General features: G+C 53.0%; 13 protein-coding genes. 5 read left to right on the top strand and 8 right to left on the bottom strand.

The genetic code is table 11. The annotated features are described in order from the left end of the window. Nucleotides 1-151: 151 nt before the first annotated feature. The 3 genes from M0D42_RS05915 to M0D42_RS05925 are packed head-to-tail and all read left to right on the top strand — an operon-like array spanning nucleotide 152 to nucleotide 2,217. Entirely contained in the window at nucleotides 152-805 is a 654-nt protein-coding gene (locus M0D42_RS05915; RefSeq protein ID WP_265020668.1) for an alpha/beta hydrolase, read from the top strand. 4 nt (nucleotides 806-809) lie between these two features. After that, nucleotides 810-1,052, top strand: coding sequence for a hypothetical protein (locus M0D42_RS05920; RefSeq protein ID WP_265020669.1), 243 nt, complete (start codon nucleotides 810-812; stop codon nucleotides 1,050-1,052). After that, nucleotides 1,045-2,217, top strand: coding sequence for an HD domain-containing protein (locus tag M0D42_RS05925; RefSeq protein WP_265020670.1), 1,173 nt, complete (start codon nucleotides 1,045-1,047; stop codon nucleotides 2,215-2,217). The genes M0D42_RS05920 and M0D42_RS05925 overlap by 8 nt, the downstream gene beginning before the upstream one ends. Here M0D42_RS05925 and M0D42_RS05930 read toward each other — a convergent pair. Then, nucleotides 2,214-2,990: a class II glutamine amidotransferase gene (locus M0D42_RS05930; protein ID WP_265020671.1), complete on the bottom strand. Its 777-nt coding sequence runs from the start codon at nucleotides 2,988-2,990 to the stop codon at nucleotides 2,214-2,216. The two genes, M0D42_RS05925 and M0D42_RS05930, sit on opposite strands and share 4 nt — an antisense overlap. Nucleotides 2,991-3,169: 179 nt before the next feature. Here M0D42_RS05930 and typA point away from each other — a divergent pair, with 179 nt between their 5' ends. Beyond that, the gene (gene typA, locus M0D42_RS05935) at nucleotides 3,170-4,990 is read left to right on the top strand and encodes a translational GTPase TypA (RefSeq protein WP_265020672.1); all 1,821 of its coding nucleotides are present in this window, start codon (nucleotides 3,170-3,172) and stop codon (nucleotides 4,988-4,990) included. 70 nt (nucleotides 4,991-5,060) lie between these two features. Here the strand turns inward: typA and M0D42_RS05940 are convergent, their stop codons facing one another. From M0D42_RS05940 to recA, 4 genes are all read right to left on the bottom strand, one after another. Next, nucleotides 5,061-5,441: a VOC family protein gene (locus M0D42_RS05940; protein WP_265020673.1), complete on the bottom strand. Its 381-nt coding sequence runs from the start codon at nucleotides 5,439-5,441 to the stop codon at nucleotides 5,061-5,063. Between the two features lie 62 nt (nucleotides 5,442-5,503). After that, the gene (locus tag M0D42_RS05945; protein ID WP_265020674.1) at nucleotides 5,504-5,791 is read right to left on the bottom strand and encodes a DUF1330 domain-containing protein; all 288 of its coding nucleotides are present in this window, start codon (nucleotides 5,789-5,791) and stop codon (nucleotides 5,504-5,506) included. Then, nucleotides 5,791-8,442, bottom strand: coding sequence for an alanine--tRNA ligase (alaS, locus tag M0D42_RS05950; RefSeq protein WP_265020675.1), 2,652 nt, complete (start codon nucleotides 8,440-8,442; stop codon nucleotides 5,791-5,793). The genes M0D42_RS05945 and alaS overlap by 1 nt, the downstream gene beginning before the upstream one ends. Before the next feature lie 133 nt (nucleotides 8,443-8,575). Beyond that, a complete protein-coding gene (gene recA, locus M0D42_RS05955; protein ID WP_265020676.1) occupies nucleotides 8,576-9,655 on the bottom strand; it encodes a recombinase RecA in 1,080 nt (359 codons plus the stop codon). Nucleotides 9,656-9,849: 194 nt separating this feature from the next. Here recA and M0D42_RS05960 point away from each other — a divergent pair, with 194 nt between their 5' ends. Beyond that, on the top strand, nucleotides 9,850-10,446 hold the full coding sequence (locus M0D42_RS05960; RefSeq protein WP_265020677.1) for a gamma-glutamyl kinase: 597 nt from the start codon (nucleotides 9,850-9,852) through the stop codon (nucleotides 10,444-10,446). On the opposite strand, the gene M0D42_RS05965 is transcribed toward M0D42_RS05960, so the two are convergent. The 3 genes from M0D42_RS05965 to guaB form a co-directional block, all read right to left on the bottom strand. Then, complete coding sequence (locus M0D42_RS05965) at nucleotides 10,426-12,723, bottom strand: ATP-binding protein (protein WP_265020678.1); 2,298 nt, start codon at nucleotides 12,721-12,723, stop codon at nucleotides 10,426-10,428. The genes M0D42_RS05960 and M0D42_RS05965 overlap by 21 nt on opposite strands. A gap of 106 nt (nucleotides 12,724-12,829) precedes the next feature. Then, nucleotides 12,830-13,996, bottom strand: coding sequence for an RsmB/NOP family class I SAM-dependent RNA methyltransferase (locus M0D42_RS05970; RefSeq protein ID WP_265020679.1), 1,167 nt, complete (start codon nucleotides 13,994-13,996; stop codon nucleotides 12,830-12,832). Further along, nucleotides 13,996-15,444, bottom strand: a complete 1,449-nt coding sequence (gene guaB / locus M0D42_RS05975) for an IMP dehydrogenase (RefSeq protein WP_265020680.1) — start codon at nucleotides 15,442-15,444, stop codon at nucleotides 13,996-13,998. Before guaB ends, M0D42_RS05970 begins: the two co-directional genes overlap by 1 nt. Nucleotides 15,445-15,473 lie beyond the last annotated feature (29 nt).

Genomic DNA, 15,473 nt, shown 5'->3' on the forward strand with positions numbered 1-15,473 from the left:
CGAATTGATTGACCTGAAACGCGTCAAAGCGTACACCGCTATGAGCGCTGTTGGACCACATGTCCAAACACATTAATTAGAACCGTTCTAAAGTGGCTGAGCAAATCCGTCAAGATATGCTTCGGCTCGAAATAAGGAGCAGGGAAAACCTATGCCCGAGGTCATTTTTCCAGGACCAGAAGGTCGTCTTGAAGGCCGTTATCACCCACAAAAAGACCGCGATGCACCGATCGCCATCGTGTTGCATCCACATCCGCAGTTTGGCGGGACCATGAACAACAAGGTTGTCTACAACCTGCACTATGCTTTCTACAACATGGGTTTCACAGTCCTTCGGTTTAACTTCCGAGGTGTTGGCCGTTCCCAGGGTGAATATGACCAAGGCGTTGGTGAGCTCTCTGACGCGGCGAGTGCACTGGATTACCTGCAATCCATGAACAATAACTCCAAACATTGCTGGGTCGCTGGCTTTAGCTTTGGGGCCTGGATTGGCATGCAGCTTCTGATGCGTCGTCCAGAGATTACGGGTTTCATCTCTGTGTCTCCGCCAGCCAATATGTATGACTTCAGCTTCCTGGCGCCCTGCCCGTCATCTGGTCTGATCATCAACGGCACCAACGACCGTGTTGCGCCTCCTTCTGACACCACTGCGCTGGTGAACAAGTTGCACGAGCAGAAGGGCATCACCATCACGCACCAGGAAATCGAAGGCGCGGGCCATTTCTTTGAAGAGCCACATATGGACACGATGATTGGCAATACAACTGAATACGTCAAACGTCGCCTGACTGAAAACACACGGTAATTCAATGAGCTACATCGATTCCCTCGCCGAAAAACTCGCCCGGGACGTTCTGCTGGTGCAGAAGGAAACCGACGATCTAAATTTGGTGCAGGAAATCGGAAACGTATTGGAGGCCTCGTCATCCAAGATGCATGAGGCCTTCATGACCGCCATTCGCGTCTACGATTCAGAAGCGCGTGCACGCAAATTGCTGGATGTAAAGATCGCAGCTGCTGCAAAGGCTGCAGGGCTTAACCCGAATGACTGACCGGATCGCGCAGCAGGTCGCATTCCTCACTGAAATTGACAAATTGAAAGCCGTGGATCGCATGAATCCACTGCTGGATGGGTCTCGGCCTGAAAATTCGGCTGAACATAGTTGGCATCTGGCACTTTATGCACTGGTCTTCTGGGATTTTGCCCATGAAGACGCTGATTTATCGGCCGCCATTCGAATGCTGTTGCTTCATGACATCGTTGAAATCGATGCCGGCGATCACCCCATTCACCTTGTTTCCGACTGGAGCGTTGTTGCCGAAAAAGAAGCACAGGCTGCAGAGCGTATTTTTGGGTTTCTTCCTGCGGATCAAGCGCAGGCGCTTAGAAATGACAGGCTAGAGTTTGAGGCGGGTATTTCCCCTGCGGCTTACTTTGCGAATATGCTCGATCGCTGTCAGCCGATTTTTCAAACCATCTTTAATGAGAAGTTGGAACAATTACCGCCTGTCGACCACCTGGATGTGGTGAAAGCCAATCTCTCCACGGGTCGCGCGACCCATTTGAAGGATGGTTTCCCAGATGCCTATGCCGAGGCAAGCAAGCAATTGGGTTGGCAGGAAGATGGCGGTTCTGAGATATTCCTTCAACGCCTGGCTTTTGTGAATGAAGTGGACCGGTTGAAATCCGTCCTGCGCGCCACGACGCTTTGTGATGGATCTCGGAGAGAGAATTCTGGTGAGCATTCATGGCATATTGCTATGTACGCAATCATTTTGGCTGAGCACGCGGATCGTCCGATCAATATCGACCGTGTGATCCAGATGCTTTTGATCCATGATCTGGTCGAAATCGACGCGGGAGACAAACCCATTCACGGCGATCACGATGTTGCGGAAATCGAAGCCATCGAACAGGCGGCCGCAGATCGGATCTTTGGACTTTTGCCGGTGGATCAGGGTCAGAAATTGCGTGCCTTGTGGGATGAGTTCGAAGCGGCTGAAAGCGATGATGCGGTTTTTGCGAAATCCGTCGATCGCGTTCAGCCAGTCATCGCTAATCTTGAAACTGGTGGTGGAAGTTGGATTGAGTACAATGTGTCTCGCCAGCAGCTGGAAGATCGCGTCGGTTGGAAAGTCGCAAAAGGCGCCCCTTCCCTATGGGAGCACCTTCAGGCTCGTATTCGCGAGTGGTTTCTGGAAAACCAACTGCTCTAAGCTGGATGGAAATTAAATTCAGTCGCACCAGAGTTGTCTATTTTTAAAAGCTTACCCGGTTCAAGTGCGGTCCAACCGCTTTCTTCCGTTTCCAATGGCTCAGAAACAACAGCCCAGCCCTTCCGCGTTTCGCTGTAGCGATAATAGACTGAGGGTGCGATGTGATCGCTGCTGTAGCGCGCGGCGTAAAGTGACTGACCATCGCTGAAGGCAGCTGATAATCGCATATGGGGTGTAACGCCGGTTTCGCGGCTCAACGTTTCTAGCTTTCCAACCGCTTTTTCCATTGCACCAATGGGATCGCGATCCAGCCCTAATCCCAGTGCCAATAGGAAAAGAACTTCTGAATCTGTGCTGCCCTTTCGGAAGGCGTAATGCTCATCCGCGATGGCCATATCAGCGGCCTTACGGAATTTCTCAAACCCACCGACTTGGCCGTTATGCATGAATGTCCATTCCTTAGCTGCGAAGGGATGGCAGTTGTTTCGTGTGATACAGGAACCGGTGGATGCGCGAACGTGAGACAGGAATAACGGCGATTGAACGTGGTGAGCTATTGCTTTCAGGTTTTGATCTGACCATGCAGGATATACATCGCGATACAGGCCCGGTTCAGGTCTCGCGCCGTACCATGAAATTCCAAAACCGTCACCATTGGTCGCTGTCTTACACTCGGTGGCTTCCATGCTTTGAGCGACCAGAGAATGCTCTGGCAATGTGATGATATCTTCGAGGAAGATAGGTTCTCCGATATAGGCGGCCCAGCGGCACATTTATTCGCTCCTGTATGCTTTGCTGAAGTCATACTTTCTGCCGGGCGTGTCTGTCTATTGCGCGAAATGCACATCTTCGTTGGAGGTTTTGCACAGGTTCAACTACAATCGCCGCTTTTGGGCTAGCAATTCGGCGCTCTTCGCGTTAGGGCGCGCGAGAACTTATTAGAGGCGCGCTCATGGACCTTCGCAATATCGCGATCATCGCACACGTTGACCACGGTAAAACCACACTGGTGGACGAGCTACTTAAGCAATCTGGTGCCTTCCGGGCCAACCAGGAAGTGGCCGAACGCGCCATGGACAGCAACGATCTGGAACGCGAGCGTGGCATCACCATCTTCGCGAAACCAACCAGCGTTGAGTGGAACAACACCCGTATCAATATCGTGGACACCCCGGGCCACGCCGACTTCGGCGGCGAAGTTGAGCGTATCCTGAGCATGGTTGACGGCGTTGTGCTGTTGGTGGATGCGGCGGAAGGCCCGATGCCACAGACCAAATTTGTGACCTCCAAAGCGCTGGCGCTGGGTCTGCGCCCGATCGTGGTTCTGAACAAAGTCGACAAACCAGATGCCGAACCTGATCGTGCGCTGGATGAATGTTTTGACCTTTTCGCGTCTCTGGACGCATCCGAAGATCAGCTGGACTTCCCACACATGTACGCCTCTGGCCGGTCCGGCTGGGCAGACCATGATCTGGATGGTCCGCGCAAAGACCTCTCTGCCCTTTTCAACCTGATCGTGAACCACGTGCCAGAGCCAAAGCAGATCAAACGCCAAGGCGAAGATTTCCGCATGCTGGCAACCACTCTGGGCTCTGACCCATTTGTGGGTCGTATCCTGACCGGTCGCGTTGAATCCGGCACATTGAAAGTCGGCGCCACCGTTCAGGCACTGTCTCGTGTTGGTCAAAAGATCGAACAGTTCCGCGTGACCAAGATCCAGGCTTTCCGCGGTCTGGCGCAGCAGGACATCGATGAAGCGCAAGCCGGCGACATCGTGTCTATCGCAGGTATGGCGAAAGCCACCGTGGCCGATACAATCTGTGCACTGGCTGTTGATGAACCTCTCGATGCACAACCAATCGATCCTCCAACAATCACTGTGACCTTCGGCATCAACGACTCCCCTCTGGCGGGTCGTGACGGCAAAAAAGTCCAATCCCGTGTGATCCGTGACCGCCTCTACAAAGAAGCGGAATCCAACGTTGCGATCAAAATCTCCGATACGCCGGGTGGCGAAGCCTTTGAGGTTTCCGGTCGCGGTGAACTTCAGATGGGTGTTCTGATTGAGAACATGCGCCGTGAAGGCTTTGAACTGTCGATCTCTCGACCGCAGGTGATCATGCGCGAGGAAGATGGACAGAAGATCGAGCCAATCGAAGAGGCCACCATCGACGTGGATGATGAATACTCCGGAGCGGTCATCGAAAAGCTAACCGGTTCCCGTAAAGGTGAGCTGGTTGAGATGCGCCCTGCTGGTGCTGGCAAGACCCGCATCATCGCTCATGTCCCATCCCGTGGCCTGATCGGCTATCACGGTGAATTCCTGACTGACACCCGCGGTACGGGCGTTCTGAACCGCGTCTTCCACGGTTGGGCGCCTTACAAAGGCGCAATCCCCGGTCGTCGCGCAGGTGTTCTGATTTCCATGGAAAACGGCACATCTGTGGCTTACGCCCTCTGGAACCTCGAAGAGCGCGGTAAGATGATGATCGGTGCGCAGGCAGATGTTTACCAGGGAATGATCATTGGTGAGCATTCCCGCGACAACGATCTGGAAGTGAACCCGCTGAAAGGCAAAAAGCTGACCAACGTGCGTGCATCCGGTTCCGACGACGCCGTGCGTCTGACCACTCCGATGGTGCTCTCACTGGAAGAGGCGATTGCCTATATCAATGACGACGAACTGGTAGAAGTCACACCGAACACCGTGCGTCTGCGTAAGCGTTATCTGGACCCGCACGAGCGCAAGCGGATGTCCAAAGCCGTTGGGTAACTTATGGGGGTTTCACCCCCAAACCCCCAGGTATTTGAACCAAAAAGAAAGGGCTTTCGGGCCCTTTTATTTATGGGCGATCAACATGTTGATCAAAAAGGATTGCGTTGCCGTCGGGGTCGCGAAGCGTGATGCTCGCGGGGCCGGAGCTGTTTGGATCGGCTGTGGTGTCGAGCCTGAGGCCTGCGGCTTGCAGGCGGGTTTGAAGGTCTCTGACATCTTCGAAATCATCTAGCGGCTCCGCACTTTGGCTCCAGCCAGGGTTTATCGTCAGAATATTGCCTTCAAACATTCCCTGAAAAAGGCCGATCACGGTTGTTCCGTTTTTGAGGATCGCAAAGCCATGTTCGCTCATGTCGTGGAACTGCTCAAACCCAAGGGTTTGATAAAACTCTATCGAGGTCTTGAGGTCTTTGACGGAAAGACTGATTGAAAAGGCACCAAGCGACATACGATCCTCCTAAAAATGAATTGAGGATAAGATGACACGAGTTTGGGGTATGACCGAGAGATTTATGCGCTGACTTCGATGATGGTCAAAGACCGCTCAGAGGCACCGTCGGCAAATGCAACGGCCGCTTGGTAAGCTGGACTGTGGTAGCAGGCTTCAGCTGTAGTCAAATCAGGAAAGCGCACGATGGTATGTCGTTCAGCCCCGATGCCTTCGAGCTGTTTGAAGGCCGCGCCGCGGGCGATGAATTCACCGCCCATGGCTTCGATGACTGGGACCGCGCGCTTGGCGTATTCGGCGTATGCCTCTGGATCAGAGACAGTGACATGGCTGATCCAGAGTGCTGGCATTACGCGCCCAGGACCGCTTCGGCAGCTTTGATGGCCGCCTCAGCGTTTTCAGTCGACTTCGCGCCTCCCTGAGCCATGTCAGGACGTCCACCGCCGCCTTTGCCGCCGAGCTCAACCACAGCTGCGCGCACCAGGTCCGGCGCTTTTACAGTGTCTGTCAGGTCTTTGGTCACACCCGCCGCGACGGCAGCCTTGCCATCTGCGTCTGCGATCAACAAGACTGCACCACTTTCAATGCGGGCCTTATGTTCGTCGATCAGCGCCGGCAAATCGCGCCCGGAAACACCGGAGAGAACTTGAGCAACGAACTTTATGCCGTTGATTTCCTTAGCCTCTGTTCCGCCGCCTTGGCCAGATCCACCTGCCATCGCGAGTTCACGACGCAATTGCGCCACTTCGTTTTGAAGTGCCTTACGTTCGTCTAAGAGGCCTTTGACACGATCAACCACATCTGTCGGCTGAGCTTTCAGAACCGCCAGAACATCGTTCAATCGCGCGGCCTCCGTAGCGGAATGCGCATCCGCCGCTGGGCCGGTCAAAGCTTCGATCCGGCGTACGCCCGCTGAGGACGCGCTGTCACCCAGCAGAACAAAAGATCCGATATCTCCGGTCTGTTTGACATGGGTGCCACCGCAAAGCTCCAGTGAGTAGGTATTGCCATCCAGGCCTTTGCCAGTGTCTGCCTGACCCATGGAGACGACGCGGACCTCATCCCCATATTTTTCGCCAAAGAGCGCCTGCGCGCCGATTTCACGCGCATCATCCGGTGTCATGATCCGCGTTTCCACCGCGGTGTTTTGACGGATATAGGCGTTCACCTCTTGGCTGACCTGCGCGAGCTCCGCAGCTGTCAAAGCTTTGGTGTGGCTGAAGTCAAACCGCAGACGATCCTCAGCATTAAGTGATCCACGCTGAGCTACATGATCGCCAAGCGCATTGCGCAAAGCTTCGTGAAGTAGGTGCGTCGCAGAGTGGTTCGCTCGGATCGCTGTACGGCGCGCGTTGTCCACCTCAAGCTGAGCCCCCTGCCCGGATTCAATGCTGCCTTCGACCACCTCTGCGATGTGAATGAAGACGCCGGCCGCTTTCTTGGTATCTGTGACCTTCGCTGAACCTGTCTCGGTCTTGATCAGGCCGGTGTCGCCAACCTGGCCACCAGATTCTGCATAGAATGGGGTCTGGTTCAGGATGATCTGTACTTTGCTATCGGCTTTATCGATCTGGGCCCCTTCTGAGACCAAGGCCATGATCTGCCCCTCGGCGACTTCTGTGTCATATCCAAGGAAGTCGGTGGTGCCTTTGTCTTCGGCGATGTCAAACCAGATTGTGCTGTCCGCAGCTTCGCCAGAACCTGCCCAAGCTGCGCGTGCTTTGGCCTTCTGCTCCGCCATAGCCGCATCAAAGCCATCCGTATCAACTTCGCGACCCTTCTCGCGCAGAGCGTCCTGCGTGAGGTCCAACGGGAAGCCGTAGGTATCGTAGAGTTTGAAGGCCGCCGTACCTGGCAGCTGAGCGCCGTCTTCCAGACCGGAGAGTTCGTCATCCAGAAGTTTCAAACCGCGATCCAGTGTCTGTTTGAAACGGGTTTCTTCTAGCTTCAGTGTTTCTTCGATCAGAGATTGCGCTTGACCCAGCTCAGGATAGGCCGCCCCCATCTGTTGCACCAGTGATGGCACGAGCTGGTGCATTACGGGATCTTTCGCACCTAAAAGGTGTGCGTGACGCATTGCGCGTCGCATGATGCGGCGCAGTACATATCCGCGACCATCGTTGGATGGCATCACACCATCCGCGATCAGGAATGATGTGGAACGCAGGTGGTCGGCAATCACACGGTGGTGCACGTTTTTGTCGCCGTATGGGTCAACGGACGTTGCGTGCGCAGAGGCTTCGATCAGCGCCTTCATCAGGTCGGTGTCGTAGTTGTCGTGGCTGCCTTGCAGAAGCGCGCCAATCCGCTCCAGACCCATGCCGGTGTCGATGGACTGCATGTCCAATGCCTTCATGGAACCGTCTTCGAATTGCTCGTTCTGCATGAAAACGACGTTCCAGATTTCGATGAACCGGTCGCCATCTTCTTCAGGCGAACCCGGAGGGCCACCCCAGATGTGATCGCCGTGATCATAGAAAATTTCAGTACAAGGTCCACAAGGGCCAGTTGGGCCCATCTGCCAGAAGTTATCGTTGGTGGCGATGCGGATGATCCGATCTTCTGGAACACCAACTTTTTTCCAGATTTCAAAGGCTTCGTCGTCGGTGTGATAGACCGTAGTATAAAGCTTTTCCTTCGGAATCTCGAATTCCTTGGTGATCAGCTCCCACGCAAATGGGATCGCGTCGTCTTTGAAGTAGTCGCCAAAGCTGAAGTTGCCGAGCATCTCAAAGAAAGTGTGGTGACGCGCGGTATAGCCGACATTGTCGAGGTCGTTGTGCTTGCCGCCTGCCCGTACACATTTCTGAGAAGATGTCGCGCGCTGATAGTCACGCGTCTCAACCCCGGTGAAGAGGTTTTTGAACTGCACCATGCCTGAGTTTACGAACATCAGGGTTGGGTCGTTGCGCGGTACAAGCGGGCTGGAAGGCACTATTTCATGGCCCTGCTTTTCGAAGTAGTTCAGGAAGGTTGACCGAATGTCATTCAGACTTGGCATGCGTCAGGCTCTCTGGCGGATTTTATGGTTCTAGAAGGGTTTATCCCCAGCCGACGGGGGTGTCCACTGCCCTGTGTGCAGAAAGCATAAAGGCCGCGATCATGCGCGGCCTTTTGAAAGATTTTATCCGGTCTTAGTTGTCTTCAACCAAGGCGTCATTGTCATCAATGCCAGGCGGCATATCGAAATCCAGACCATGGGCTGCACGGATTTTATCTTCAATCTCCAGTGCGACGCGGGTGTTCTCCTTCAGGAATGTCTTGGCGTTCTCACGACCCTGACCAATGCGTTCATCCCCATAGCTGAACCAGCTGCCGGACTTCGCAACAATCCCGGCTTTTACGCCCAGATCCAGCAATTCACCCATCTTCGAGATGCCTTCGCCATACATGATGTCGAATTCAACCTGCTTGAATGGTGGTGCCACCTTGTTCTTAACCACTTTCACGCGTGTTGCGTTACCAACAACTTCGTCGCGATCTTTCAATGCACCGATGCGGCGGATGTCCAGACGCACAGAGCTGTAGAACTTCAGCGCGTTACCACCGGTTGTGGTTTCAGGGGAGCCAAACATAACGCCGATTTTCATCCGGATTTGGTTGATGAAGATCACCATGCAATTTGAGCGGCTGATGGACCCGGTCAACTTACGCATCGCTTGGCTCATCAGGCGAGCCTGAACACCCACGTTGCTGTCACCCATGTCACCTTCAAGTTCGGACTTTGGCGTCAAGGCGGCCACTGAGTCGACCACGACCATATTCACAGCGCCCGAACGCACCAGCGTATCAACGATCTCAAGCGATTGCTCGCCCGTGTCTGGCTGCGAAATCAGAAGCTCGTCCAGATCAACACCCAGTTTTTTGGCGTATTGCGGGTCCAGTGCGTGTTCCGCATCCACAAAGGCGCAGACGCCGCCCTTCTTCTGCTCTTCTGCAATGCAGTGCAGTGTCAGTGTGGTTTTACCGGAGCTTTCTGGGCCGTAAATCTCAACGATCCGGCCTTTTGGCAGACCGCCAATGCCTAAAGCGATATCAAGGCCCAGAGAGCCTGTGGATGTCGCCTCGATTTCTTGGATGGCATTGCCATCACCCAGTTTCATGATTGAGCCTTTGCCGAACTGGCGTTCAATCTGTGCCAGTGCGCTATCAAGCGCCTTTTGTTTGTCGGAGGATGCCTTGCTGCTCATATTCAAAAGATCTGCCGTTGCCATTGGTTGCCTTCCTTATTCCACACCCGCGCTGAGGCGGCAATGATTGGCTTTGTTCTTATCTTGTTCTCATTTTTATGAGATCAAAACAAGAACATTTCAATAAAAAATTTTCCTAAAATCACTTTTGACCAAAACCATTAAGCGTTAGTTTACTAGAAACAAATCTCGAGCAATCCAATCATTGAGGCCCTTAAATGCTTGTTTTCTGGAAGGAAAAACTGGTTATCCTGGCCGTTCCAAAGACCGGGACGACGGCGCTCGCTGAGGCATTGGCGCCACAAGCGGACATTGTCATCAATGATCCTCCAGAGCTGAAACACGCGCCGGTGTTCCGCTATAACCGATTTTTTCGCCCGATGTTTGAAAAGGCCTGTGGTGTGGAACACATGGATTTGATGGCTATCATGCGTGAACCGGTGGGCTGGCTGGGAAGTTGGTTCCGATACCGTCAGCGCGACTTCATGAAGGGAAAGCCAAATTCCACACATGATGTGAGTTTCGATGAGTTTGTTCTTGAATATTGCAAGGAAGATCGTCGGAGTTTTGCCAATGTGGGCAGTCAGGCAAAGTTTTTAGAGCCTCGCCCCAATGGCACCAAAGTAACCCATCTATTTCGCTACGAAGATCAGCCTGCCTCTCTGGCATTTTTGGCTGATCGATTAAATGTGGAACTTGAACTCCCACAGCGAAACGTATCACCAAAAATGGATCTGGAGCTGTCACCAGATGTCCTTGAGCACCTAAAGGAATCCCGATCAGAAGAGTTCGATCTATACAACAGCATTCGCTAAAGGTTCAGACATATGGCGATGCACGGTGCTCGTCAGTTCTTCTAATGAGAATGGCTTTGGCAGGAATATTGCGTTGGGAATGTGATTTGATTCCTCTGCAAATTTCTCTTCTGCATAGCCCGAAATGAAGACAACTTGAGTATCCTCTCGGTCCTTAAGAGCTTTGCGTACCCATGTGGGGCCATCCAACCCCGGCATCGCGACATCTGTAAGGAACAGATCCACATGCAAGGATTTGTCTTCCAAGATCTCAAGCGCATCTTCACCGCAAGCAGCCTCAAGAACTGAAAATCCCTTAAGACGTAGAGCACGGGAAGCAAATGCACGAACAGGCGCTTCGTCTTCCACAAGCAATACCGTGCCCTCATACCGCTTATCCTTAACCTTCTTGGGCGTGTTTCGCACGAAAATTGGCGCGTTGTTTGCTGATTTGGGGAAGAGCAAAGTGAAGGTTGTGCCTACACCGCATTCACTATCTAGGAAAATAAAGCCTCCCGATTGCTTCACAATACCATAGGCGGTTGAGAGCCCCAGTCCGGTGCCCTCCCCGGTGCGTTTCGTGGTGTAAAAGGGTTCGAAAACCTTTTGCTTTTTGTCATCCGCGATTCCGGTTCCCTGATCGCGCACTTGTACGCGAACATAATCGCCCGGCGGTACGGTGGCGCGTTCTTTGACCAGAGGCTTCTTGAGCCGGATGTTTTCTGCACTGACAATTACATCGCCTCCGGCAGGCATCGCATCGCGCGCGTTGACAACAAGATTTATTACGACCTGCTCAAATTGCTGCGCATCGAGATAAACAGAATGCAGATCATTCCCTTTGTTCACAATCAAATTGATGTCGTCGCTTACGAGGCGGTTTAGCAGATGGCTGAGGTCAGACAGGCATTCTCGAAGATCGGTCGTCGCAGGTTGCAAGGTCTGTTTGCGTGAAAAGGCCAGCAGTTGCCCAACAAGCGCGGCCGCGCGGTTTGCATTTTGGTGAATTTGCATAAGGTCTGCAAATTCTGGATCGTCATGATCGTGACGTAACAGCAACAGATCACAATGGCCGGCGATGGCTGTGAGCAGGTTGTTGAAATCATGGGCAATGCCTCCGGCCAACTGGCCAATAGCCTGCATTTTTTGACTTTGTACGAATTGTGCTTCGAGTGTCTTAAGTTCAGTGGCGTCGTGAAACACGGCGTAAAGGACGGCCTCTCCTTGGTCAAAGGCACACCCCAAGGTGACCTGGACATAGCTTTCGCGATCCTCGCGCTTTAGACGCAAGAATTCATTCAAATGTTGTGCGCGACCTTCTGCGGCTTCACGCAGCCAGTCTGAAAGCGGGCGACCGAGCCCCTCCATCACATCACTCAGATGGGAACTACTGTCAGCCTGGGGGCCAATAAGCTCAAGTGCAGTTCGATTTTTCGCTAAAATCGTGCCCGTCTTGTCAATCTTCAGCACTGCGACTGGAAGGTCTTCAAAAGATAGGTCAGAGGCGCTTTTACTACTGCTATTGGCGGGGACCAAAAAGATTTCCCGCCGCTCACCACTCAGGGTGTTTTCAAATAAGAAACAGGGCCTCAACCCTTGTTTGCTAATTACAAGATTAAGGTCGGATATGGTTGGTTCGCCTGTAAACAGCTCATCAATTCGAGTAGGACGCGCCCCAAGAAATTCACGCGCTGCATGATTGAGGAAAAGGATCGTACCGTTTGATGCCACTGTTAGCATTGGCAAGTTTGGCACCTCAGCCCGTTTCTGGCGATCTCTTCCTTGAATATTGAGTGAACAGGAAACCCTTCCGTTACGGATTTTGCTCACTTCCAGCTCAATCGCCCCTTCACGGGTGATAATAGTATCTTTGGCCTTTTGATCTGGGCGTGCGTTTTTAATAAGAGTCAAAAGTGTCTGAGCGCCTTCAACGGTTCTCATCCTCAAATCAGCCTCCAGGAAGTCAGCGTTTAATCCTTGCTGCCGTGCTTGTTCGTTGCGCAGCAAAACACGCCCTTTGTCATTGAGAATGAACTTAGGATTTGCGCTGTCTTCAATCAGACTCTTCAGCTCTTGCAAGTGACGCTGACGAGAGCGGTTCGCCAAATACGTGATCAAAATGCGTAGGGCCAAGAGCGCGAAAAGGCCGATGGCTAAGTATAAAGCGGTCTCGTTTTGTTGATCATCGGTTGCAAATAGCCAAATGGCACCGATCGAAAGAAACAGCACAATCAAAGATGCTGTTTCCAAAGGATTTGTGCCGCGTTGTTTTCGCGCTTCATAATCGGCAGTGGACAAACGACTACTCCCTCATCACCCGTCACGCCATCATTGATAGAAATTGGTCAATAATTCCTAAACAGGTTAAAACCCGCATAGGTTGAATTACAATAGGTAATTCTTTTTAAGGCTTCTGAAGCAGAGCGGTAAAAAATCCATCGCAGCCATCCAGTGGTGTCCAGCTTCTTTGGTAGAGACATTGCCAGTCTGGATTGTCGGCTAAGAAAACAGATATCTGATCTTTGTTTTCAGCATCCAAGAGAGAGCAGGTTGCATAGGCCAAATAGCCTTTGCTGCGAACAAGACTTGAAGCATCCGAAAGGATATTTCTTTGTATTAGCAGTGTTTTATTAAGCGAAGTTCGATCAAGCTTCCATTTGGCATCAGGATCACGACGCCATGTTCCACTACCGGAACATGGAACATCGCAGAAGATCAAATCGAAGGCGGCATTCGCACTCAGGTCAGCTGTGGCAAGGATTTTGGCTTTCACACCAGCCCGTTTGCTGCGTTCTGGTAGGTCTCTTAGCCGGGATGGGTTCGCGTCATGGGCGAAATACCGCCCTTCGAATTTCCCCGCCATGGCCAAGAGCTTGCCACCGCCTCCGGCACAATAGTCTAGAACACGCCCCAGGCCTGCATCTGTGGCAGCCTTAGACAGCATTTCAATCGCGGCTTGGCTGGCCGCGTCTTGAAGTTCGATTTCACCGAACCGAAAAGCGGCAGAATTTTTGATTTTCCGAGCACCCTCCTGAACTTCGAGCGCTGTCTTGGAGGCAGGATGTTCAGTTGTTTTGATACCCTCAGCGATTAATTTGGCTTTAGCGGCCTCACGCGTAGCCTTGCGAAGATTTGCACGAACAACAACCGGCGCGCGGTTTTTGAGATGTTGTTCAATCTCATCAAATTCATCACCAAGAGAGGCCTTCAGGTCGGCTGTGATCCAGTTCGGCAGGTCAATTGTTTCCCCGATTTCTGAATGCGATTTCTCAGATTCGGACAGCTGATCAGGCGCATAAGAAATTCCGGTGAAAATCTCTTCGGGATCAATACCTTGGAGCCTGAGGAGACCGATCATCAACGCTCGCGGGGAAGCCCCGCCGCCTGAATACGCCGCTGATTTCTTACGCCGCAGTACATCATATACATGGTCTCGAATTGCGGCACGGTCTTTAGATCCCGCAAACCGGGATTTGCGGGCCCATTGTGTTAGAACCCGCTCTGCTGGCGCGCCGTCCAGAATGGGCTCCAGGAGCTCAATCGCTGTTTGAACGCGCGCCGCAGGTGTCATTAGCCAACCCGGTAGTTTGGCGCCTCGCGCGTGATCTGAACGTCATGCACGTGGCTTTCTTTCAGCCCTGCCCCGGTGATCTTCACGAAGTTGGCTTTCTTGTGCATATCTTCAACCGTTGCGCTGCCGGTGTACCCCATAGCTGCACGCAGACCGCCCACCAGCTGGTGGATCACAGTGCCTGCTGAGCCTTTGTAAGGCACCTGACCTTCAATGCCTTCCGGCACGAGCTTGTCAGAAGCCGCATCTTTCTGGAAATAGCGATCTGCTGATCCACGCGCCATTGCACCCAGAGATCCCATGCCGCGGTAGGATTTATACGAACGGCCATTGTACAGGATCACTTCGCCCGGGCTTTCGTCTGTACCCGCGATCATGGAGCCAACCATAGCGCAGGAGGCTCCAGCTGCGATTGCTTTCGCAAAGTCGCCAGAAAACTTGATGCCACCGTCTGCAATAACCGGTGTTTTGCCTGCTGCTGCCGCGCAATCCATGATCGCTGTCAGCTGAGGCACACCCACGCCTGCAACCATGCGGGTTGTACAGATAGAGCCAGGACCAATACCCACTTTGATCGCATCCGCACCTGCGTCGATCAGCGCTTTAGTCGCTTCTCCGGTTGCCACATTGCCTGCGATCACCTGAACTTGATTTGAAAGTTTCTTCACGCGGGTTACAGCGTCCAGAACGCCTTGTGAGTGGCCGTGCGCTGTGTCGACAACGATGATGTCCGCGCCTGCATCAATCAGCAACTCAGAGCGCGCAAATCCGCTGTCGCCAACAGAGCTCGCCGCAGCAACGCGCAGACGACCGAGGTCATCCTTACAGGCGGTCGGGTTCAAAACGGCCTGCTCTGTGTCTTTCAGCGTCAAGAGACCTGTCAGCTTGCCTTCACCATCGACAACCAGCAGCTTTTCGATACGGCGGGCTTTCATGAGGCTCTTGGCTTCTTCCAGATCCGCAGGCTCCTGAAGCATCGCGAGATTGTCAGATGTCATCATGACCGACACTGGCGTCTCGTCGCTTTCTGCAAAACGCATGTCACGATTGGTAACGATGCCCACAACGCGGCCAGTTTCATCGACAACCGGGAATCCAGTGACTCGGTAGCGCTCCATCAGCACCTTGGCATCTGCCAAAGTCTGGTTTGCTTTCAATGTGATCGGGTTGTAAACGATCCCACTTTCAAAGCGTTTCACCCGGCGGATTTGCTTGGATTGTTCTTCTGGATCGAGGTTCTTGTGAATGACACCCATGCCACCCGCTTGCGCCATGGCAATTGCCATACGGGCCTCGGTGACTGTATCCATCGCAGAGCTCAAGAGCGGGATGTTCAAAGAGATCGAATTAGTCACGCGCGTGCGTGTATCTGCCGTGCTTGGCAGCACCTCAGAAGCGCCGGGAACCAGCAATACGTCGTCGAAGGTAAGGGCCTCACGAATCTCCATCACACATCTCCTTGGGTGGGGTCGTTTGG

Source organism: Cognatishimia activa (genome assembly GCF_026016445.1).
In the GTDB taxonomy this organism is placed as follows: domain Bacteria; phylum Pseudomonadota; class Alphaproteobacteria; order Rhodobacterales; family Rhodobacteraceae; genus Cognatishimia; species Cognatishimia activa_B.

Coding starts and splice junctions, on each gene's coding strand:
- M0D42_RS05925 (WP_265020670.1), top strand. CDS start 1,045: ATGACTGACCGGATCGCGCAGCAGGTCGCATTCCTCACTGAAATTGAC.
- M0D42_RS05945 (WP_265020674.1), bottom strand. CDS start 5,791: ATGCCAGCACTCTGGATCAGCCATGTCACTGTCTCTGATCCAGAGGCA.
- M0D42_RS05960 (WP_265020677.1), top strand. CDS start 9,850: ATGCTTGTTTTCTGGAAGGAAAAACTGGTTATCCTGGCCGTTCCAAAG.
- alaS (WP_265020675.1), bottom strand. CDS start 8,442: ATGCCAAGTCTGAATGACATTCGGTCAACCTTCCTGAACTACTTCGAA.
- M0D42_RS05940 (WP_265020673.1), bottom strand. CDS start 5,441: ATGTCGCTTGGTGCCTTTTCAATCAGTCTTTCCGTCAAAGACCTCAAG.
- recA (WP_265020676.1), bottom strand. CDS start 9,655: ATGGCAACGGCAGATCTTTTGAATATGAGCAGCAAGGCATCCTCCGAC.
- M0D42_RS05930 (WP_265020671.1), bottom strand. CDS start 2,990: ATGTGCCGCTGGGCCGCCTATATCGGAGAACCTATCTTCCTCGAAGAT.
- guaB (WP_265020680.1), bottom strand. CDS start 15,444: ATGGAGATTCGTGAGGCCCTTACCTTCGACGACGTATTGCTGGTTCCC.
- M0D42_RS05920 (WP_265020669.1), top strand. CDS start 810: ATGAGCTACATCGATTCCCTCGCCGAAAAACTCGCCCGGGACGTTCTG.
- M0D42_RS05915 (WP_265020668.1), top strand. CDS start 152: ATGCCCGAGGTCATTTTTCCAGGACCAGAAGGTCGTCTTGAAGGCCGT.
- M0D42_RS05970 (WP_265020679.1), bottom strand. CDS start 13,996: ATGACACCTGCGGCGCGCGTTCAAACAGCGATTGAGCTCCTGGAGCCC.
- typA (WP_265020672.1), top strand. CDS start 3,170: ATGGACCTTCGCAATATCGCGATCATCGCACACGTTGACCACGGTAAA.